This window comes from Sporomusa sphaeroides DSM 2875 (genome assembly GCF_001941975.2).
Lineage (GTDB): Bacteria > Bacillota > Negativicutes > Sporomusales > Sporomusaceae > Sporomusa > Sporomusa sphaeroides.
This window is the reverse complement of sequence record NZ_CP146991.1, coordinates 3,850,395-3,870,372: the sequence shown is the minus strand read 5'-3', so window position 1 is coordinate 3,870,372 and position 19,978 is coordinate 3,850,395. Positions and strand designations below refer to the sequence as shown.

The following is a 19,978-nucleotide window of genomic DNA, read 5'->3' as shown; positions in this document are numbered from 1 at the left end:
TTCACCTTGCTTTCTGGAAAATTCCGATATTCCTGACAATGAATTTCCATTATCATGTTTAAGGCATCATGGCAGAGGAATGAAAGAATAATAATCCATTCCTCCACTATGAAATTGTGCCAGCGTTAAAATGCCCAGCTCCATAACCAGTTAAAGGCCATACCCTCGATGGTTTCCCAGGGCTTCCGGATCAAAGCTTCATCCCCGGCAATGCCGCCCAGCTCAGCCTTTTTTACCTCCCAGGGCGTAAGCACCGGCTGCTGGCCTAATCCCGGTATTTCACTGCTGACAGGCAATGGCAGCTGCCGCTTGGGTTTGATATTTTTGTCATACCAGCCATATTTCATGACAGCATCAACCATGGCCCGTACATTTGCAGGTTTTGCATTTCCCGGAAGATAACAGCCGCCGCCCATCATATAGCCGCTGCCGCCGCCGAGCTTTTCACACAATAGTTTGACTCTGGCATCAATTTCTTCAGGCGTGCCAAGAATAAACATCCGGCTGGGAATACCGCCGGCAATACACATATGATGGCCGAAGTCCTCTTTGGCCTTAAAAATATCGCCCTGGTCATCAATGTCGCAAAGTACGGAGCCTTTTGGCAGCTCCAGCATATGATGCCAATGCTTGCCCCAATCGCCTTCCATATACAGCCTGATTTTATAGCCGGCGGCAATAATCATTTCCATGGTTTTCTTGAAAGAAGGCCAGTAAAAAGTATCAAATTGTTTCGGTGACATAAATGTCGGCTTATGGGTAGGCACAAATATTGGGTACCGGCGCAGCGGGTCAGCAGTCGATAAGGCAACCCGGGCCATAATCGGCGCCAATATGTCGCAAGCCTCCAATACCTTGTCAGGCTGCCGGCGGATATCGCGCAGAATTCCGGTTAACCCGCGCAAAACGTCGCCAAGGGCATCAAACGGAGCCAGGAAAGCTCCTGTCATGGGTTGAGGCATACCGCATTGATTTTGTAATTGAATGGATCTGTTGCGCATAATCTCGGCATACATGTTCTGGGCCATCCCGGCTTTAAGAAAGGCAAAATGGGAGCGGGCAGAACCTTTGTCCAGTTCGCTGAAGATCCTGGGAAAAAACCTCTCCAGCATGAATTGTCCCGGATTGGCAATTAACAAACCATACTCATCTGCCAGCATATATTCCGCTTCGGAAAATTGAATGGCAACATGCGATTCCAGATCGCGGCCAGGGAATTTGTAGGTTTTAGCGCCTAAAGTATCATGAAGCGGCGCCCAGAAGCGGTTATTTCGCAATACGTCAAACTCGGGAAAATCACGGATAAAATCCAGTTCACTCTGCAGCCATTTTTGGGGATCATAAATGACTTCCGGATTGCTGGCAGTATACGATTCAGCAAAGTTATTACTGCCGATAGCAATGGGAATCCGGTCAACCGGTTCCAATGCAAGGGCGGCTTGATATCTGCCCAGCCGCTGTTCAAAAAGTTCATTTAGGTCTATGTTCATCTCAACATTACTCCTTTGCAAAATTATCAACCTCACAATTTCGAGGAAGCCGCGATCGCAATTAAATTCTAGGACAATTATGAATAATTGGTCAAATTCTTAAAATTCAATAACTATATTCCAATTTCGAATCAGTAACTTATTTGCCAATGTTATGCCAGTGTTATATGATTGTAGTAAATATACATTGCATTGGAGATAGTGATATGGATATTAGGCATTTAACCGCATTTGTCACTGCAGCTAAAAGTCTAAGCATCACCGAAGCGGCAAAACGGCTTTATATTTCCCAATCGTCCTTAAGCAAGCAGATTTCCGAACTGGAGCAAACGATCGGGGTAAAACTGTTTATTCGTCATTATCGCTCGTTGGAATTGACAGCAGCCGGCAAATATTTACTTAAAGAAGGTGACAGCCTAATTCAAAAAGCGAATGAGATTTTGAATAATACCCGTCAGGTACAGCTCGGCATGCGTGGAATCCTCAAAATTGGCTGTTTTACCAGTCAACTGCCATTTATGCCTGATGTTTTAAAAAAATTCTATACACTCTATCCGCAAATTAAATTGGATATTCAAATATATCCCTTAAAAACGATCGAAGAATTATTGATGCGCAATGAATTGGATTTCGGCTTTATCACTAAACTGGGGCAGCAATTAGAATATCGCCAGTTTTGCTCACAACTGGTTTACCGGCTGCCTTTAGCCTTTGTGTTGCCTGTCAACCATCCTTTAGCGGCGGAATCCGCCATTACACCGTCCGTTTTAGCTAAAGAGTCTTTTATGGTGCTTTCGCAAGAGGAACCGCAAGATGGCGTGAACTGGCTTATACAGTTATGCCAAAGGCATGGATTTACGCCACAAATTGCTTTTAAGTCCAATCATTTTGAAAGTATACTCTGGCAAGTCGGAGCCGGAATGGGAGTTTCCTTTACAGCCAAGCATCCGAAAATTTCAATACCTGAAACAGTCTCTGTGGTTGATATATTAGATGAAGATGCTTTTCGCAATACACTTGTTATTTGGAAAAACACAAATTCTAACCCGGCCATACCGCTTTTTTTGAAAGTGCTTACATCGATTGCGTGTATATCATAAATATTGCTTCAGCAGTAGCGTTTAGTTTCAACTGAAATTTAATCATATGTATCCAATGGCTAAGACTTCAGATGCTAAAACAAGCAATCTAACATATTTAGTTAGATTGCTTGTTTTATTTTTATGGAGAGGTTTGTCAGTTTTATGTAATATGAAAAATTTGAATAATATTTTTGAAATTTAAGAATTTGACGAATTGCGCGACAACGACTTAGGATTGAATTAGGATAACTTTATTTACTAGGAGGTTTAGGATGAACACCGGCAATAGCTTTAGCTCCTATCGTTGGGTAATTCTCGCACTTGTAGTTGTTTGTTTTTGTGCCACCTTCGTTACCCGTTTTACCTGGCCACCCCTGATAACAACCGTCGCTCCTGTGCTGAAACTGAGTATGGCTCAGGCAGGCTCTTATATGAGTGCTTTTTATATCGGTTATCTTGTCACGCAAATTCCGGCTGGCATTATTGCGGACAAGTTTGGTGTACGCGTGGTGCTGGCTGTCAGTCTGATGCTTGAGGGGGTTTCCACTTCGTCCCTGGCATTTACCGGTAATTATGAGGCAGGCTTTGTGCTGCGGATCATTGCCGGTCTGGGAGCCGGTGCTGTGTACGCTTCGGCCGCCAGAGCACTGGTGGAATGGTTTCCGGCAAGAGAACGCGGCAGAGCTTTTGGCCTGCTTATGGTGGCTCCTTCAGCCGGTATCCTAATTTCAAATTTTTTGGCGCCTACCCTTAACCAAATGGTTGGCTGGCAAGGCGCCTTTATGTCGGTGGGAACAATAACCTTTGTTGCAGGTGTGTTTGTTGCATTATTTATGCGTTCGAATGCGCCAAGGGAAAATGAGAAGGGATCATTGACAGCCGGCTTTACCTTTATCTTTCAGCATAAAAATTTGATGCTGACTTGTGTGGCCGGGTTTTGCTTAATGTGGCTGCAGTTAGCTGTGGCAACCTGGGCAAATGTTTATATTAAATCAATCGGCTTCACCGTAAAGGAAGCCGGTGCAGTCATGATGTGGTATGGAGTTGGCGGTGTTTTGTCACCGATTGTGGCCGGTTTCTTGTCTGACCGGTTAAATAACAGGCGGGTAATTGTTTTGGTATCACTGGCGCTTACCATTCCGTTAACCCTGTGGTTCGGCTATGAGACTTCACTGACCGCACTGTATATACTTAGCTTCTCCGCTGCTTTTGCCTCTTATCTGGCAAACCCCATGCTTAATGTAATGGTTGCCAATTATGCGGGAGTTCAATGGGCTGCTACCGCTAGCGGCATAGCTAACTTCCTGTACCAGATTGCCTCTTTAATTAGTCCGCTTGTTCTCGGGTTAGTCATTGACTGGACAGGTAACTTTAGCTGGGTGTGGTGGATTATGGCCTTGGGTCCGGCTGCCGGCTTTATCGTTATGTTAAATATCAAAGAAGAGCAGACTTAGCCGGCAACATGGCAGTAAGTGTTGCAGAAAGAGGTATGTAAATGAAAAAGGCGGCCAAAACGTTTACTTTAACGATCAAAGACAATGACAGTGTGCTAAGTTGCTCGTCAGCTTCCACCATAATGCGGACTTTACTTGACCGCGGCCTGTTTATAGAAGCCAACTGTAATGGCAGGGGTTCGTGCGGGCGCTGCCTGGTCCAGGTCCTTGAGGGCCGGGTAGCAGACCGTGACGGCAATGCGGTGCCGCCAGGTGAAAATAATATGTATTTAGCCTGCCAAATTTACCCACAGGCAGATGTAACCATCTGTTTGCCCCGCCTGGAGGTGAGTCAAAAAGCACAAGCAGCCCAAATCCCGGTAGAGGTTACTAAAGCGCTGTTAAAAAAGATTGTGCTGGCACCGGCGTATCCCACACTTAGTAAGCATTATTCCTTCCAGGCAATGCTCAGGCAAGCGCTGGCAACAGCAGGGGCGGCTGCCGGAGGCTGTGACAATATAACCGTCCTTAGAAGCCTGCAGGAGGCAGTGGCAGCAAAACCCGAGCTGATTACCCTCACTCTCCTGCAGGAAGAGGTAATAGCCGTTGAAGCCGGAGACACATCACCGGCCTTGTTTGGTGTTGCCTTTGACATAGGCACAACAACAGTTGTTGGCCTCTTGGTTGATCTAAACACCTATAACGTAGTGGCCGTATGCTCAAAAAACAACCCGCAAGCCTCCAGGGGAGCGGATGTAATAACAAGGATACAAGCCGCCTGTGAGTCGGCGGAAGGCTTAGCGGGTCTGTCCAAGCTTATCCGAAGCTGTATGAATGCCATTATTCACGAGCTTTGCAGCCAAGCAGGCATTGAAACTAGCCATATTTACGCTGTAACCATAGCAGGCAATACTACGATGACACAGCTCCTGCAGGGAATATCTCCGTCAACCCTTGTGAAACAACCTTACGCCGCCTTGTTTAACCATTTGGCTCCGCTTTGTCCCAACGACATTGATATCGGGATAAATGCCTGGGGCAAAGTCCTGATATTACCTAATGTTGCGAGTTTTATCGGCTCTGACACAACGGCGGCCGTCCTGGCGGCAGGGCAAGATCTTGACACCGTCCCGACACTGCTGGTAGATTTAGGGACAAACGGTGAAATGGTCTTACATGACGGCCAAGCGATGTATGCCTGCTCGACAGCAGCCGGTCCGGCTTTTGAGGGAGCGCATATCCGTGATGGCATGCGGGCGGCGCCAGGAGCTATCAGTGATGTCAAAATAACAAAGGATCAGGTTATAAGCACCGTGATTGGCGAGGGAAAGCCGGCAGGGATTTGCGGTTCAGGTATGGTAAAAGCCATAGCGGAATTTATTAAAACCGGGATTCTGCATACCAGCGGGCGTTTCAATCAAGCGGCGATAGCAGCACTTCATCCCGGCTTGCAGCGCCGGTTCAGGCAAAGTAATAACGAGTGGGAATTTGTCCTTGTTGCAGGGGCTGAAACGATGAACGGCAAGGACATTGCCGTGACCCAGTCAGATATTCGCCAGATTCAGCTTGTCAAGTCCTCCTTGCGGACAGGAATTGAGTTTCTGCTGACAAAGCTAAATAATAAAGCAGAAACAGAGTACCGCATTTATCTGGCAGGCGCCTTTGGCAACTATATTGATATCGACAGTGCATTACTTATTGGTATGCTGCCGGCAATCAAGAAAGAGTCGATACTATCTGTCGGCAACGCCGCAGGTACCGGCGCCGTAATGGCGCTATTGTCTGCCGATAACCTGAAGCGCTGTACGGCAATAGCCGACAGGATCGAATACGTGGAACTGGCTTCCCAGCCAGGCTTTCAAAACAGATTTTTGCAAAACCTGGCTTTTCCCAAAAACTGAGTGGGACAAGGGACCTGTCAGGCTGTGTGAAAAGTCGTCATCTTTATCCAAAACAGTCTGAAAGTGGAGGGAAACTTCGGATCTCTGCTTGTTTTTCAAGTGAATTTGTCCTAAATTAGGCACTTTTGAACAGGAAAGTGGGGGACTGCAAATTGGAAAAATACTTTTCACACAGTCTGCTGTCCCCTTGTCCCACTATGTCCCCTTGTCCCACTAAAATAAGTCCGAGCCGTTAGACGAAACGGCTGGACTCTATTGTTTGTAGGATATAATTTCATTACTGACAGCACGGTATTTCTATAGAGATTAATAATTTTTTCACTATTTACAAAAAAGCGACAGCATTGTACAATTATTGTGAAGTAAGAGTCATGAAGGCTCTTGTCAAGCTAAGTGCAGCGCAGGTCTTTATTCATAGGAGACAGTCCCAATAGCGACAGACAGGCATGAAGCCGTTGGCGGACATATATTGAGTCCTCCTCTGGTTTGCATGTCTTTTTATTTGCCAAAAGGAAGCTTATGTTGACGTATAAGAGTAAGGGAGAGGTAAAAAGTATGGCAGCTACCAAAAAACAGTCGAACAAGTTCAGACAGTTTGCAGCACTGGTTGTTTCCCTGATTCTGCTGGTGAGCCTGGCAGCCGGCTGTGGTTCGCAGACAAACAAGGAGACGTCTAAAGAAAAGGTATTGAATTTTTCCTGGGCGAAAGACGTTGGTCCTTTGAATCCGCACCTGTACAGTCCGAATGAGCTGTTTGCACAGGCTATGGTCTATGAACCCCTGGTGCAGTACACCGGCGACGGAAAGATTATTCCCTGGCTGGCCGAAAGCTGGACAGTATCGCCTGATGGCAAAGAATACATATTCAAGCTGCGCAAGGACGTAAAGTTTTCCGACGGCACCGTGTTTAACGCGGCGGCAGTCAAGAAAAATTTTGATGCCGTGCTGGCCAACGGCAAGCGGCATGACTGGCTGGCCTTTGTCCGGCAAATCAAGGAAACACAGGTTATTGACGACAGTACCTTCAAGCTGGTGCTTAAGGATGCCTATTATCCGGTGTTGCAGGATTTGGCGCTTATCCGCCCCATTCGTTTCCTGGCGCCTTCCCAGTTTCCGGAGAGCGGCAATACTGCCGAGGGCATTAAGCAGCCGGTTGGCACAGGTCCCTGGATGCTGAGCGAGTATAAGCAGGGCGAAGTGGCGGTATTTGTCCGCAATCCGCATTACTGGGGAACTAAGCCGAATGTGGATAAGCTGGTGGTAAAAATTATTCCTGACAGTGAATCAAGGGTGGTTGCGTTTGAGAAAGGCGAGCTTAATCTGATTTACGGTAAGGGAAATATCAGCATTGATGCCTTTAAGCAGCTGCAGGCTTCGGGAAAATATGAAACCAAGCTGTCCGGGCCGCTGGCAACACGGGCTTTGGCTGTTAACTCCAATAAAGGCGCGACCAAGGAGCTTAAGGTGCGCCAGGCCATTCAGCATGCGGTGAATAAAGAGGCTTTTATTAAAGGCGTTCTCTTTGGCACCGAGCATAAGGCCGATACTTTGCTTGCCGCGAATTTCCCGTATTGCAATCTTGGTTTACAGCCATATGAATATAGTGAAGCTAAGGCTAAGAGCCTCTTAGCGGAGGCCGGCTGGCAGGAAGTCCCGGGCAAGGAGTTCCGGGAAAAGGACGGACAAGTGCTGGAAGTGGAGTTTTGTTTTCCCAGTACTGATGCCATTCAAAAATCCCTTGCCGAAGTGCTTCAGGGCGACCTGAAGAAAATCGGGATGAAGGTTAAGCTGACTGCCGAGGAGCCGGGCGCCATCTTTCAGCGGCAGAAGGACGGCAACTTTAATCTGATTTCCAATGATACCTGGGGTGCGCCTTCTGATCCGCATAGCTTGGTAGGTTCGATGCGCGAGCCGGCTCATGCCGACTATCAGGCACAGTTAGGCCTGCCGATGAAAGCGGAAATTGACAGGAAGGCTTCAGCAGTGCTTGTCAGCACCGATGAGGCCAAACGGCAGGAACTGTACCGGGAAATCCTCACCACCCTGCATGAACAGGCGGTGTATCTGCCGCTGTCTTACCTGACGAATATTGCTGTATACTCTAAAAATATAACCGGTGTTACCTTCATGGGCAGCCAATATGAAATTCCTTTCGATAAAATGGAGCTTCAATAATTTTTAAGAATAGAGGTTAGCCGGCATGGTCTCGTATATTGTCAAACGCCTGCTGAGCCTGATACCTGTGCTTGTGGGTATTTCGCTGATTACTTTTCTTATCCTGCGCCTGACGCCGGGTGACCCGGCGGAAGCCTATTTGCGCTTATCACAAATACCGCCGACAGAGGCGGCAGTAGCGGCGGTCAGGGCTGAACTCGGCCTTGACCGGCCGCTGCCGGTTCAGTATGGGGAGTGGCTGGTAAAGGCGCTTACCCTTGATTTTGGCAGGTCTTATGCGACCCATAGGCCTGTGTGGGATGAAATGATGCTGCTTGTACCGGCCACCGCTCAACTGGCCGGTGTATCGCTGCTGATTACCCTGCTAATCAGCATACCTATGGGCATTTTTTCGGCATTGTATAAAGACGGCTGGTTTGATAATTTTTGCCGCCTGCTGGCCTTTACCAGCGCCTCCACCCCCAATTTCTGGCTGGGTTTTTTACTAATGTACTTTTTCTCGCTCAAACTGGACCTGCTGCCTACCCTGGGGCGGGGCTCGTGGGAGCATTTTATTTTGCCGGCAGTAACCTTGTCTTTTGCCTATATTGCCACCTACATCAGACTGCTTAGGACCAGTATGCTGGAGAATCTCGACCAGCAGTTTGTTCTCTATGCCCGGGCAAGAGGATTGAAAGAAAGCTGGGTGATTGGCCGCCATGTACTGAAAAATGCCATGCTGCCTGTTGTGACGGCGCTCGGGATGAGCATCGGCCATTTGCTGTCCGGTTCGGTAATTGTGGAAAGCGTGTTTGCCTGGCCGGGAATTGGCCGGTTTTGTGTATCGGCTATCCTGAACCGGGATTATCCGGTAGTGCAGTGTTTTGTCCTCATGATGTCCTTCATTTTTGTTATTGCCAATCTGCTTGTTGATATTGCTTATGCCTGGCTTGACCCCAGAATCCGTCTGAAAGAGGAATCGTAATGAGGCCAATATCTGCCGCTTTTTTTCGTAATTTTGAGGTCAGGCACACCCTGACGGCACTCGCGCTGCTGATTATATTGTTTACTATCCTGCTGGCTGTTTTTGCGCCGGTTTTTGCGCCGCATGATCCGAATGATGTTGCTTTAGAGAGAAAATTAATGCCGCCTGATGAAAGTTACCTGTTGGGGACAGACCATCTTGGCCGCTGTATTTTGTCCCGCCTGATCTATGGGGCCAGAGTTTCCCTGGGAGCGGCTTTTGCCGTTATGTCGGTTACGCTGTCCATCAGTACCGTGGTAGGCGCGGCAGCCGGTTTTGCCGGCGGCCGGATTGATGCGATTATTATGCGGCTGTGTGATATATTTTTGGCCTTTCCCAGTCTGATTCTGGCGCTGGCCCTGGTGGGGGTTATGGGTCCGGGTTTGCCGAACGTGATTTTGGCGCTGGCGTTGTCCCAGTGGGCCTGGTATGCCAGAATGATTCGGGGGATGGTGCTTAGCCTGAAGGAAAGAAACTATGTCCTGGCGGCCAAGGTGGCCGGAACCGGGCGAGTGGGCATTATCGCCAGGCATATTTTGCCGAATATCCTGCCGCAAATTGTCGTGCTGGCAACCCTGGATGTGGGCTGGGTTATCCTGCACATTGCCGGTATGTCTTTCCTGGGTCTGGGAATTCAGCCGCCTACGCCGGAGTGGGGGGCGATGATCAATGACGGACGCCCCTTCTTACGGGGTTATCCCGCGCTGATGGCGTATCCGGGTTTGATGATTTTAAGTGTGGTTATGGCCTTTAATCTGCTGGGAGATGCTTTCAGGGATCTGGCCGATCCCAAGAGAAAACGCTAGTAGCTTGTCAGTTCTAAAACGGTAGAATAAGTTTTCACCGGATTAGGGCTGACAAGCTACTCAGAAGGGCGGAACTGTGTATGGCGAAGCAGCCACTGCTGGCGGTAGAAGAGCTGGAAATTGCAATCAGACAAAAAGAACAGCTGCTGCCTTTAATCCGGAAGCTTAGTTTTCAGATAGCCAAAGGTGAGATTTTTGGTCTGGTAGGCGAAAGCGGTTGTGGCAAAACCATGACCTGCCTCTCTATTTTAAATCTGTTGCCTGTTGGTATTATGCGGACAGGCGGACAAATCCGGCTGGGCGATACAAGTCTTGACAGTCTGACTTCCGCCCAGTGGCGGGAACTGCGCGGTGACCGGATCGGACTCATCATGCAGAATCCCATGAGTGCCTTTGATGCCATCCGTACTATTGGTGATCATTTTATTGAAACACTTTTGTCCCATGGCAAAACAGACACCCGGGAAGCCAGAACAATTGCGATAGAATATATGGCTAAGGTAGGCTTGCCGGAGCCCGGTTTATTGCTGCGCCAATATCCGTTTGAGCTAAGCGGCGGTATGCTGCAGCGGGTGATTATTGCCATTGCGCTGGCGCAGCAGCCTGACCTGATTATTGCCGACGAGCCGACAACCGCTTTGGACGCTACCTCGCAGGTTCAGATTCTCGATTTGCTGGCCGGGGTGCGGCGTGAATTTGGCACAAGTATTTTGCTCATTTCCCATGATCTGGGTGTGATTGCCCGTCTGGCTGATGAAGTTGCGGTGATGCAGGCCGGTCAGTTTGTTGAGCAAGCCGCGGTTCAGGAACTATTTGCCCATCCCCGCCATCCTTACACGCAGGCGCTGCTGAATGCACGCAACAGCATCAGCTTAGCACGCAAACGGAGGTCAGCCAATGTCAGCAATACAACCGCTTCTTGAATTGCGGCAAGTCAGTAAACATTTTCATGGCGGCGGCATTTTCAAACAGGGCCGGAGAGTGCAAGCCACTAAGGAAGTATCGCTTAGTTTAGGGGCAAAAGAGTGCCTTGGTCTTGTCGGTGAAAGCGGTTCAGGTAAGAGTACCCTGGGGCGGATTATTCTGGGGATTGAGAAACCGGAAGCCGGGGAAGTGCTGTTTCAGGGCATTAATCTTTATGGTAAGGATAAAGCAGCCATCCGGGCGGTGCGCCGCGACCTGCAGGTGGTTTTCCAGGACTGCTTCAGCTCGGTCAATCCCCGGATGACAGCAGGCGAAAGTATTGCCGAACCGCTGAAAAATTTTGAAGGCTTAACCTACCGTCAGACTTTACGGACAGTGGGGGAGCTGCTGGAGCTTGTCGGTCTTAAGGCTGAGGATGCCTTAAAGTTCCCGCATCAGTTCAGCGGCGGACAATTACAGCGGGTGTGCATCGCCAGGGCCATTTCCCTGCGGCCGAAGCTTATCGTTCTCGATGAAGCTGTCAGCAGTCTGGATGTATTGGTGCAGGCGCAGATCCTCGAGTTATTGTCTGCTTTGCGGGAAGAGCTGAGTATGTCGTATGTTTTTATTTCTCATGATCTGGCGGCGGTTGCCCGTCTGGCCGACCGGCTGGCAGTCATGCAAGCCGGGGAAGTTGTGGAAAGGCTGGAGACGATGGAGGACATTCATTGTCTTACCCACCCGGTGTCTTTGGCGCTGCTGGGTGCAGTTTTACCGGCCGAACCTGTGAGCCGGGCCGGTGGTATGGATGCAGGTACTTGAAAAAGGAGAGGGTCGCATGGAGATCAAATATAAGGATTGGACGATTCGCAAAATAGCGGCAGACGATAAGGAAGCCGCACTGGCTTTTATTATTCCCATGCTGCATGAGGTGTACCCCAATATACCTGACGTAGCCGTGCGCTGGGATCTCTCCCATATGGAGGAAGCCTATATGCTGGCAGACAATACGGCCATGTTTGCCGCTTTTGACCAAACCGGGAAGGTTGTGGGGACAATTGCCATCAGGCCATATGATGACAGGCTTGATAAGGTCAAAGGCTGTTATGATGTGCCCAGGACGGCGGAATTATCCCGCTGTTATATTGACAGCTCGCTGCGCCGCCAGGGGATTGCCGGGAGGCTGCTGGCTGTCATGGAGGATTATTGCCGCAGTGTGGGATATACGGCCATCTGTCTGCATACCCACCGGTTTTTGCCGGGAGGTTATCCCTTCTGGTTAAGTCAGCAGTTTATTATCCGCGAACTTGGCAACGACCCGCTGGATACGGTTTATATGGATAAAAGTCTTTAAACAGTACAATAGAAAAAGGATGTCTCCGTAGGTTATATGCTACCTACCGGAGGCATCCTTTTATTTTGTGTGCCGATACAAGGCCCGGCGCGGGCAGCCGTCATACAACGCTGCGACGCTGGGGCGCTATGGAATCATCCAGGCCAGCACATAGGCTTGCAGATAGGTCATAATACCGATAATTACGGCAAGCACCAGCGAATGCATGACAGTAAAGCTGAACAGGTCGCCTTCCTTGCCGACAAGTCCGGTAGCGGCGGTGGCTACGGCAATGCTTTGCGGGGAAATCATTTTGCCGGTAACGCCGCCGGAGGAGTTGGCAGCTACTGTCAGTACAGGGTCAACACCCACCTGCTGGGCGGTTACCGACTGCAGGTTGCCAAACAGGGCGTTGGCAGAGGTGTCCGAACCGGTCAGAAATACTCCCAGCCAGCCGAGCCAGGCTGAAAAGAAGGGGAAAAATGAACCTGTGCCTGCGAGAAACAGACCAAGGCTTGAGCTCATGCCGGAGTAGTTCATAATATAGGCGAGACCCAGCACGGCGGGAATGGTAATTAAGGGTTTGGTTAATTGCTTGAAGGTTTTGCCGAAAATACGGAAGAATTGACCGGGCCCCACTCCCAACAGCAGGGCTGAGAGGATACTGGCAATGAATAAGGCGGTTCCCGCCGCACTCAGCCAGTTGAGCTTATAGACGGCTGCCATGGCGGTGGGAACTTTAGCAATCGGTGCAACCTGAATAACGGCATTGTGCAGGCCGGCCACATAAATTGAGAGTGTCGGTGCTTCCAGTAATGCCTTTATCGGTTTCAGGCCCCAGAGAATAACCATAACGGTAAGGATGATAAATGGTCCCCAGGCGGTAACCAGTTCCCCGGTAGAATAGGAAGGCCGGGTGGCAGCGGTAGTACTGCTTTTTTCCTCACCGGGAAAACGCCAGGTTGTAGCCGGTTTCCAGGTTTTGAGGAAAAGGGTCAGGCAAAGAATGGCCGCCAGTGAGGAAAGGATATCGGGCAGTTCCGGACCGAGGTAATTGGAGGAGAAAAACTGTACAACAGCAAAAGAAATACCGGCTATCAGGCAGGCTGGCAGCACTTCCATAGCAGACTTCCAGCCTGACATCAGCACGATTAACCAGATGGGGATAATGGCTGACAGGAAAGGCAATTGGCGGCCAACCATCTGGCTTATCTTCATGGTATCAATGCCGGTAACCTGTCCGGCAACAATGATAGGGATGCCGATACCGCCAAAAGCAACCGGTGCCGTGTTGGCTATCAGGCAAAGACCGGCGGCATACAGCGGATTGAAGCCAAGGCCGACCAGCATTCCTGCCGAGATGGCGACAGGGGTGCCGAAACCGGCCGCACCTTCTAAGAAAGCGCCGAAAGCAAAGGCAATTAAAAGTGCCTGGAGGCGACGGTCGTCGGTTATGGTGGCAATGGAATTTTTAATAATGTCAAATTTCCCGGTTTCTACCGTCATGTTGTAAATGAATATGGCAGTGATTACAATCCAGAAGATAGGAAAGATGCCGTAAGCGATACCCATAATGGTTGATGTAAGCGCGGTGGTAAACGGCATCTTATAGACCAGCACGGCCACCAGAAAAGCCGTTATCATTGCCGCGATTCCCGCTATTTGCCCGGGGGCGCGGCGAATGGCCAGCAGGTAGAAGATCACGATAATGGGAATGGCTGCCGCGAGGGTCGATAAAGCGAGATTGCCCAAGGGCAGATACTCTTGCGTCCAAGTCATATGGTTATTTCCTCCCTAATAGGCTATAGGATTATTTTGGTGTATGTATGCTATTATTTGCAGCCACAGAGTAAAAAAAACAGGATAATGATGGATAAAATGCACAAACTATAGCAGGGTTTGTTAAAAGATACTATTGGAAGATAACTTAAGAATTTTAATGTGGAAGATATACTGATAGATAATCTAACGTGATGGGGAGGTTCCAAGGAATGAAAGCATCTATTTTTATTACCTGTATTTGTGACAGTATGTATCCCCGGGTTGGCGAGTCCATGGTGCGTGTTCTGGAAAAACTCGGGGTGACCCTGGATTTTCCGCCGGAACAGACTTGCTGTGGCCAACCGGCGCTAAGCAGCGGTTATTGGGACTATGCCAAACCGATAGCCGAGACCATGCTTGCGGCTTTTGCGCACAGCGAGTATGTGGTGGCTCCGGCCGGTTCCTGTATTACTGCTGTCAAGGAATACTATCCGGTCTTGTTTGAAAAGAATTCAACACAGTATCGACAGGCTCAGGAATTAATCGGGAAAATTTATGAGTTTAGTGAATTTGTCGTTAAAGTATTGAAGCAGGAAGATTTGGGGGCGCGTTTTCCGCACCGGGTAACCTATCATTCCAGCTGCCATGCCCGGAGATTTTTACATACCGACCAATATATTCATACCTTGCTCCGGAACATAAAGGACATAGATTATGTGCCTATGCCGCATGAAGAAGCCTGCTGTGGCTTTGGCGGTACCTTCTCGATAAAATTGCCGGAAATATCGGAAGCCATGGTGGATGAAAAAGCCAAACACATTCTGGAAACCAAAGCCGATGTCCTTGTCGGTGTGGATTTAAGCTGTCTGATGAATATTGACGGCAGGCTGAAAAAGCAAAAGTCCAATGTACGTGTTATGCATATTGCTGAATTGTTAGATGAGGGGCTGAGAACATGAGTGACAGGCCGGTGCTGCACCTTCGCGACAGGGCAGCCAAAGCGTTAAAGGATGAACAGATGCGTCAGGCTGTCCGCAAAGCGGTGGATCGCTTAAGCGGCAACAAGGACAAGGCAGCCCGCGAGCTCCCCAATTGGGAAGAGTGGCGGGAACAAACCCGGTTGATCCGTGAGCATACCGTGGACCACCTTGATTATTATTTGGCATTACTGACCCAAAATATAAGAAAAGCAGGCGGCAAGGTTCACTTTGCCTCCACCGCCGGAGAGGCCCGGCAGCTTATTGCCAAACTGTGCCAACAGTATGAAGCAAAACATATTGTAAAGTCCAAATCTATGGTTACGGAGGAAATTCACCTTAATTCTGCCCTGGAGGCGGCCGGGATGGAGGTAGTGGAAAGCGATCTGGCGGAATATATTCTGCAGTTGGCCGGAGAAACGCCATCCCACATCATTGTGCCTGCCATTCATAAGAACCGTTACCAGATTGCCGAACTATTTTCCCGGGTAAACGGTGAGAAGGTAGAGCCTGATACGCCGGCGCTTACCCGGTTTGCCCGCAAAGTTTTGCGTGACAAGTTTATGAATGCCGATGTGGGGATTACCGGCTGTAATTTTGCTGTTGCCGAAACCGGCTCGATTACCCTGGTTACCAATGAGGGCAACGCCCGTTTAAGCACAGCACTGCCTAAAGTCGTAATCACTGTTATGGGGATGGAACGAATTGTCCCGACCTTTGAAGATTTGGAAACCGTTTTGTCCATGCTGCCGCGCAGCGCCACCGGGCAGAAAGTGACCAGCTATGTTTCGGTGATTAACGGCCCGCGCCAGCCTGGTGATATTGATGGCTGTGAACAGTTCCACCTGGTCATAGTGGACAACGGACGTTCACGCATTTTGGCAGATGAGGAATACCGGGCGGCACTGCATTGTATTCGCTGCGGTGCGTGCTTTAACGTCTGCCCTGTATACCGCCAGATCGGCGGACATGCCTATGGTTCGGTTTACGGCGGTCCCATAGGTTCGGTGATTACGCCGCTGCTGGAAAACGATATGGTCTTTTGGGGCGAACTGCCCTATGCCTCTACCTTGTGTGCGGCTTGCACCTTTGCCTGTCCGGCCAAGATTCCGCTGCAGGAGCTATTGTTTAACCTGCGGCAAAAACGGGTGAGCGCCGGTCATACCGACGCGGTTGAAAAATTTGCCTTTGGTATGTGGAAACGGTTTTTCAAACTGCCCAGTACCTATAAATTCGCCATGAAGGCTGCTTCCCTGGGGCAGAAGCCACTTGTCAAAAACGGCTATATCACCGCCGCATTGCCCATCCTGGCAAATTGGACCAACTCACGCTATCTGCCGGCAGCCGCTGATAAAACCTTCCGGGACCGCTGGAAAAAACGCGAGAAGTAGGTGAGGTGATTTTATGACAGACATACAGGAAGACCTTTCGCAGGAAAACATGTTTTTGCAAACCGTAGCTAACGCTTTAGGACGTAAAACGGTTCTCGCCGAACTGCCGGAACGGCAGGAAGCCGGACCGCCTGCTTTTTGGCGGGAGCAAAAGTTTGAGGAAGATCAGCCGCTGGCACTCTTCAAAAGCAACCTGGAGGCCTTGACCGGCAGGGTGGCTATTGTCCGGAACGGTGCGGAAGCCACTAACCAGATAAAATTGTGGCTGAAAGTACTGAATGCCAAATCGGCGATTCTCTGGGATCACGCCAAGCTGCGCGAATATATCGATAGTACACGGCTGGGTGTTAAAACGGCTTTCTGGAACCGTGACACTTCGCGGCGAGAGCTGATCGAACTGGCAGAACAAGCCGATGTTGGCATCACCTGGGTCAATTACGCCATTGGCTACACCGGCACGGTAGCTTTGTTTAACGGGGAAAACTCCGGACGCTCGGTAAGTCTGCTGCCGCCAACCCATATTGCGGTTATGAACAGGTCGGATATTGTTCCCACCATGTCTACGGTAATGAGAATTTTGCTGGAGCGGCGCGGGCAGGGAGCTTTGCCTTCGGCAATTGACTTTATAACAGGTCCCAGCCGGACCTCTGATATTGAGATGGATTTATCCATCGGGGTGCATGGCCCTTTTCGCATGTGGGCTGTTGTTATCGACGACTGAGCCAACAAGCCGTGAAAATAAAAAAACGCCGGAGCAGACTGAGTTTGCTCCGGCGTTTTTGAGTTTGACGGAAAGTATAGGGGATTTGATTAGCCCTGCAGCAGCGGTACTGTATTGGCAGCATGCGGCATGACCGTAATGGTGTAGTCTTTGCGGTTAAGCTTTTGTTCAGCGATGGCCATGGCTTCTTCCAGGGTAGTGACGGCAATTAGGCCGGCCTTTTCCATGAACTCCTTGTTTTGCGGCAGGGTAACAATAATATGCGGCACTTTTTTGGCCATAAGTCCGGTTTTAAGAGCAATGAAGCCGGGAACGGTAAAGGCTTTGCGCAGGGCAATTTCCCGGTCATAGAGGGATTCGTAGTTGAACCAGCCGCTGAAATCAGGCGGTTCCATAATATCACGGCATTCTAACAGGGCAATGATAACCCCATCGTCCTTGACAGCCATGATGGCGTTTTCGGTGGTTTTTGTCCCCTGATACAGGTTGATATCTTTGGGGAAGCCGCCGGCAGATGCAATGACCAGGTCGGCTTTGGCGGTAATGGGCACACCAAAGATTTCCTCCACTGTTTTGCAGCCTTCCAGCCAGGCCGTATAAGGATGTCCGGCGACAAAGCGGGCAAATTGTCCTGTCGGGGTGAAGACGGCGTTGAGCAGAAAGGTGTGTTTGAGCATGGCAGCCATTTCGCTCATGTCTTCATGCATGTTGTTGCCTTCCAGCTTACCGGACATGCAGTTAGGGTTGACACCCTGGCCGATAACCTCATGCAGGCAGAAGGTGTGGTTGCCCTGAATGGTGGAATAACCGGCAACACCCGGCACAATGGCTTTGCGGCCGCCGCCGAAGCCGGCCATGGGGTGATAGATAATACCGCCGGTCATAATGACTTTGTCGGCATTGACGACATGTTTATTGATATAGGTTTCCACGCCGCGTGAGGTTTTGCCGGTATAAACAAAATCTTCGGCAGCCGGTGCGTAGCTTTGAACAATCTGAATACGGCCTACTGTTTCCTCGCCGTAGACCTGGACATTCTCCTGGTCGGTGTGGCGCCGGTGCGAGCCCAGGCTGACAACCAGCTTGATATCACTGTCAGGTATGCCGGCCTGGTTCAGTTCATTTAGCAGTGCGGGCAGAAAGCGCGGATAGCTAATCCATTGGCGGGTGATATCACTGGCAATAATGACAACCTTATCCCCGGCCTTAACTACTTTCGGCAGTGGCGGGGAGCCGATGGGCTGAGTTACGGCGGCTTTTACCGCTGCCGGTACATCGGCAATGGCTTCGACAGCTTTCCCCTCGATAACGTGAATAACCTGTTTTTCCGGCAGGGCAATCGAGACTTCCTTGTCACCCAAGCCGAGAACAAAATCTTTTAGCATGTTTACTCCTCCATATGAAACATATATAATGTAAAATTAAGCATAAAATATTACATTTGAAAACATTGTTTTATTCTAGGCAGAAGCAAATATTCCTGCAAGGAACATAAGGGATCTGCTAGAATTAACTATATACTGCCGTTTTTCGGCCTGGAGGAAACTGGACGGGGCGTTGGATTGGTGCTATTATATTGATAAGCTTAAGGCTTGGCACAGGCCAGGTCTTTTCTTTCTTTGTTTATTGAGGTGACTACGTGAACCAGACAAGATCTTTGCGGGACAAGACAAGGCAATTTCTTTTTATCTTTTTCCCGATATTTATTGCGCAGCTTTCACTTACGGCGACAGGCTTTTTTGACACCATCATGGCCGGCCAGGTAAGTCCTTATGATTTGGCAGGAGTTGCTATCGGTACTAATCTGTGGCTCCCGGTATTTACGGGTATCAGCGGCGTTTTGGGCGGGCTTACTCCCATCTTAGCCCAACTCCATGGTGCCGGACGGAAAGCGGCTATGCCTTTTTACGTCATTCAGGGCCTGTATTTGGCCCTGATATTGGGGCTGGTCGTCATCGGCGCGGGTTCGGCAGTGCTGCTGCCGCTGCTCAATACCATGGATTTAGAAGGGGCTGTGCATCGGATTGCCTTTCACTTCCTGTGTGCACTGGCAATTGGTATTGTTCCTTTATTTGCTGCAGCCGTGCTGAGGAATTTTATTGATTCCCTGGGGTATACCCGGGTCACCATGCTGATCACCCTGTGTGCCGTACCGATTAATATTGCGCTGAATTATCTGCTGATTTTTGGGAAATTCGGTTTCCCTCAGCTTGGCGGTGTAGGCGCAGGTTATGGTTCTGCCCTGACTTACTGGTGCCTTCTTATTATCAGTATCGGTGTTGTACGCTATGTAGAGCCGTTTAAAGGCTACCGGATTTTTGCCGCTTTCCCCGGCATTTCATTTACCGCCTGGCGGGAATTATTAGTTGTCGGCTTGCCGATCGGACTGTCGATTTTCTGTGAGGTCGCGATTTTTTCGGTAGTGGCTTTATTAATGAGTGAATATGGTACGGCAGTTATCGCGGCCCATCAGGCAGCCATTAACTTTGCCGGGGTAATATATATGGTGCCGCTGAGTATTGGCATAACCTTAACCATTGTGGTGGGGTATGAGGCAGGGGCGCGCCGTTATCATGACGCGAGGCAATACAGTTATCTGGGGATAGGAATTGCAGTTTTTGTCGGAATTATTTTTGCTGCCGGTTTATTTGCGTTTAATAACCAAATCGCAAGGTTATACACCGAAGATCCGGCCGTACTGGAGTTAGTCCGGAATTTCCTCGTATATGCCATCTTTTTTCAGCTTTCCGACGCCATTGCCGCCCCTATTCAGGGAGCCCTGCGCGGCTATAAGGATGTTAAGATAACGCTGCTGATGGCTATCATATCGTATTGGTTTATTGGTATGCCGGTGGGATATTTTCTGGCAAACTATTCGCCCCTCCAGGCCTATGGCTATTGGGTTGGGTTTATTGTCGGCCTGGCTGTCGGAGCGGTGGTGCTGCTCTTACGCTTAATCCGTCTGCAGAAAAAATATACTAAACTAGCGGAAAAGGAGTAAA

16 protein-coding genes are annotated in these 19,978 nt (G+C 49.6%); 13 read left to right on the top strand and 3 right to left on the bottom strand.

Going from position 1 to position 19,978, the window contains the following annotated elements; genetic code table 11:
- Positions 1–125: 125 nt before the first annotated feature.
- The gene (locus SPSPH_RS17955) at positions 126–1,490 is read right to left on the bottom strand and encodes a uroporphyrinogen decarboxylase family protein (RefSeq protein WP_075757774.1); all 1,365 of its coding nucleotides are present in this window, start codon (positions 1,488–1,490) and stop codon (positions 126–128) included.
- 206 nt (positions 1,491–1,696) lie between these two features.
- On the opposite strand from SPSPH_RS17955, the gene SPSPH_RS17950 reads away from it, so the two are divergent.
- From SPSPH_RS17950 to SPSPH_RS17910, 9 genes are all read left to right on the top strand, one after another.
- The gene (locus SPSPH_RS17950; protein ID WP_075757775.1) at positions 1,697–2,590 is read left to right on the top strand and encodes a LysR family transcriptional regulator; all 894 of its coding nucleotides are present in this window, start codon (positions 1,697–1,699) and stop codon (positions 2,588–2,590) included.
- 254 nt (positions 2,591–2,844) lie between these two features.
- The gene (locus SPSPH_RS17945; protein WP_075757776.1) at positions 2,845–4,026 is read left to right on the top strand and encodes an MFS transporter; all 1,182 of its coding nucleotides are present in this window, start codon (positions 2,845–2,847) and stop codon (positions 4,024–4,026) included.
- 41 nt (positions 4,027–4,067) lie between these two features.
- Complete coding sequence (locus tag SPSPH_RS17940) at positions 4,068–5,906, top strand: ASKHA domain-containing protein (protein ID WP_075757777.1); 1,839 nt, start codon at positions 4,068–4,070, stop codon at positions 5,904–5,906.
- 555 nt (positions 5,907–6,461) lie between these two features.
- Positions 6,462–8,081, top strand: a complete 1,620-nt coding sequence (gene nikA / locus SPSPH_RS17935) for a nickel ABC transporter substrate-binding protein (RefSeq protein WP_075757778.1) — start codon at positions 6,462–6,464, stop codon at positions 8,079–8,081.
- A 25-nt stretch (positions 8,082–8,106) separates the two neighbouring features.
- Positions 8,107–9,045 (top strand): nickel ABC transporter permease subunit NikB, encoded by a 939-nt coding sequence (gene nikB / locus SPSPH_RS17930; RefSeq protein WP_075757779.1) that lies wholly within the window; start codon positions 8,107–8,109, stop codon positions 9,043–9,045.
- Positions 9,045–9,890, top strand: coding sequence for a nickel ABC transporter permease subunit NikC (gene nikC, locus SPSPH_RS17925; protein ID WP_083945713.1), 846 nt, complete (start codon positions 9,045–9,047; stop codon positions 9,888–9,890). The genes nikB and nikC overlap by 1 nt, the downstream gene beginning before the upstream one ends.
- Before the next feature lie 80 nt (positions 9,891–9,970).
- Positions 9,971–10,813 carry an ABC transporter ATP-binding protein gene (locus SPSPH_RS17920; protein ID WP_075757780.1) on the top strand — a complete coding sequence of 281 codons (843 nt, stop codon included), beginning with the start codon at positions 9,971–9,973 and terminating at the stop codon, positions 10,811–10,813.
- Positions 10,788–11,615: an ATP-binding cassette domain-containing protein gene (locus SPSPH_RS17915; RefSeq protein WP_075757781.1), complete on the top strand. Its 828-nt coding sequence runs from the start codon at positions 10,788–10,790 to the stop codon at positions 11,613–11,615. Before SPSPH_RS17920 ends, SPSPH_RS17915 begins: the two co-directional genes overlap by 26 nt.
- Before the next feature lie 16 nt (positions 11,616–11,631).
- Positions 11,632–12,147: a GNAT family N-acetyltransferase gene (locus SPSPH_RS17910; RefSeq protein ID WP_075757782.1), complete on the top strand. Its 516-nt coding sequence runs from the start codon at positions 11,632–11,634 to the stop codon at positions 12,145–12,147.
- Between the two features lie 126 nt (positions 12,148–12,273).
- Here the strand turns inward: SPSPH_RS17910 and SPSPH_RS17905 are convergent, their stop codons facing one another.
- The gene (locus tag SPSPH_RS17905) at positions 12,274–13,905 is read right to left on the bottom strand and encodes an L-lactate permease (protein WP_075757783.1); all 1,632 of its coding nucleotides are present in this window, start codon (positions 13,903–13,905) and stop codon (positions 12,274–12,276) included.
- Between the two features lie 212 nt (positions 13,906–14,117).
- On the opposite strand from SPSPH_RS17905, the gene SPSPH_RS17900 reads away from it, so the two are divergent.
- The 3 genes from SPSPH_RS17900 to SPSPH_RS17890 are packed head-to-tail and all read left to right on the top strand — an operon-like array spanning position 14,118 to position 16,976.
- Positions 14,118–14,846 (top strand): (Fe-S)-binding protein, encoded by a 729-nt coding sequence (locus SPSPH_RS17900; protein WP_075757784.1) that lies wholly within the window; start codon positions 14,118–14,120, stop codon positions 14,844–14,846.
- Positions 14,843–16,255 carry a LutB/LldF family L-lactate oxidation iron-sulfur protein gene (locus SPSPH_RS17895; protein ID WP_075757785.1) on the top strand — a complete coding sequence of 471 codons (1,413 nt, stop codon included), beginning with the start codon at positions 14,843–14,845 and terminating at the stop codon, positions 16,253–16,255. Before SPSPH_RS17900 ends, SPSPH_RS17895 begins: the two co-directional genes overlap by 4 nt.
- A 13-nt stretch (positions 16,256–16,268) precedes the next feature.
- Complete coding sequence (locus tag SPSPH_RS17890) at positions 16,269–16,976, top strand: LutC/YkgG family protein (RefSeq protein ID WP_075757786.1); 708 nt, start codon at positions 16,269–16,271, stop codon at positions 16,974–16,976.
- Positions 16,977–17,065: 89 nt separating this feature from the next.
- On the opposite strand, the gene larA is transcribed toward SPSPH_RS17890, so the two are convergent.
- A complete protein-coding gene (larA, locus tag SPSPH_RS17885; protein ID WP_075757787.1) occupies positions 17,066–18,361 on the bottom strand; it encodes a nickel-dependent lactate racemase in 1,296 nt (431 codons plus the stop codon).
- A gap of 254 nt (positions 18,362–18,615) precedes the next feature.
- Between larA and SPSPH_RS17880 the strand changes: the two genes are divergently transcribed.
- Complete coding sequence (locus tag SPSPH_RS17880) at positions 18,616–19,977, top strand: MATE family efflux transporter (RefSeq protein WP_075757788.1); 1,362 nt, start codon at positions 18,616–18,618, stop codon at positions 19,975–19,977.
- Position 19,978: the final 1 nt, after the last annotated feature.

Coding starts and splice junctions, on each gene's coding strand:
- SPSPH_RS17905 (WP_075757783.1), bottom strand. CDS start 13,905: ATGACTTGGACGCAAGAGTATCTGCCCTTGGGCAATCTCGCTTTATCG.
- SPSPH_RS17915 (WP_075757781.1), top strand. CDS start 10,788: ATGTCAGCAATACAACCGCTTCTTGAATTGCGGCAAGTCAGTAAACAT.
- SPSPH_RS17940 (WP_075757777.1), top strand. CDS start 4,068: ATGAAAAAGGCGGCCAAAACGTTTACTTTAACGATCAAAGACAATGAC.
- SPSPH_RS17900 (WP_075757784.1), top strand. CDS start 14,118: ATGAAAGCATCTATTTTTATTACCTGTATTTGTGACAGTATGTATCCC.
- nikC (WP_083945713.1), top strand. CDS start 9,045: ATGAGGCCAATATCTGCCGCTTTTTTTCGTAATTTTGAGGTCAGGCAC.
- SPSPH_RS17895 (WP_075757785.1), top strand. CDS start 14,843: ATGAGTGACAGGCCGGTGCTGCACCTTCGCGACAGGGCAGCCAAAGCG.
- SPSPH_RS17890 (WP_075757786.1), top strand. CDS start 16,269: ATGACAGACATACAGGAAGACCTTTCGCAGGAAAACATGTTTTTGCAA.
- SPSPH_RS17955 (WP_075757774.1), bottom strand. CDS start 1,490: ATGAACATAGACCTAAATGAACTTTTTGAACAGCGGCTGGGCAGATAT.
- nikA (WP_075757778.1), top strand. CDS start 6,462: ATGGCAGCTACCAAAAAACAGTCGAACAAGTTCAGACAGTTTGCAGCA.
- nikB (WP_075757779.1), top strand. CDS start 8,107: ATGGTCTCGTATATTGTCAAACGCCTGCTGAGCCTGATACCTGTGCTT.
- SPSPH_RS17920 (WP_075757780.1), top strand. CDS start 9,971: ATGGCGAAGCAGCCACTGCTGGCGGTAGAAGAGCTGGAAATTGCAATC.
- SPSPH_RS17945 (WP_075757776.1), top strand. CDS start 2,845: ATGAACACCGGCAATAGCTTTAGCTCCTATCGTTGGGTAATTCTCGCA.
- larA (WP_075757787.1), bottom strand. CDS start 18,361: ATGCTAAAAGATTTTGTTCTCGGCTTGGGTGACAAGGAAGTCTCGATT.
- SPSPH_RS17950 (WP_075757775.1), top strand. CDS start 1,697: ATGGATATTAGGCATTTAACCGCATTTGTCACTGCAGCTAAAAGTCTA.
- SPSPH_RS17910 (WP_075757782.1), top strand. CDS start 11,632: ATGGAGATCAAATATAAGGATTGGACGATTCGCAAAATAGCGGCAGAC.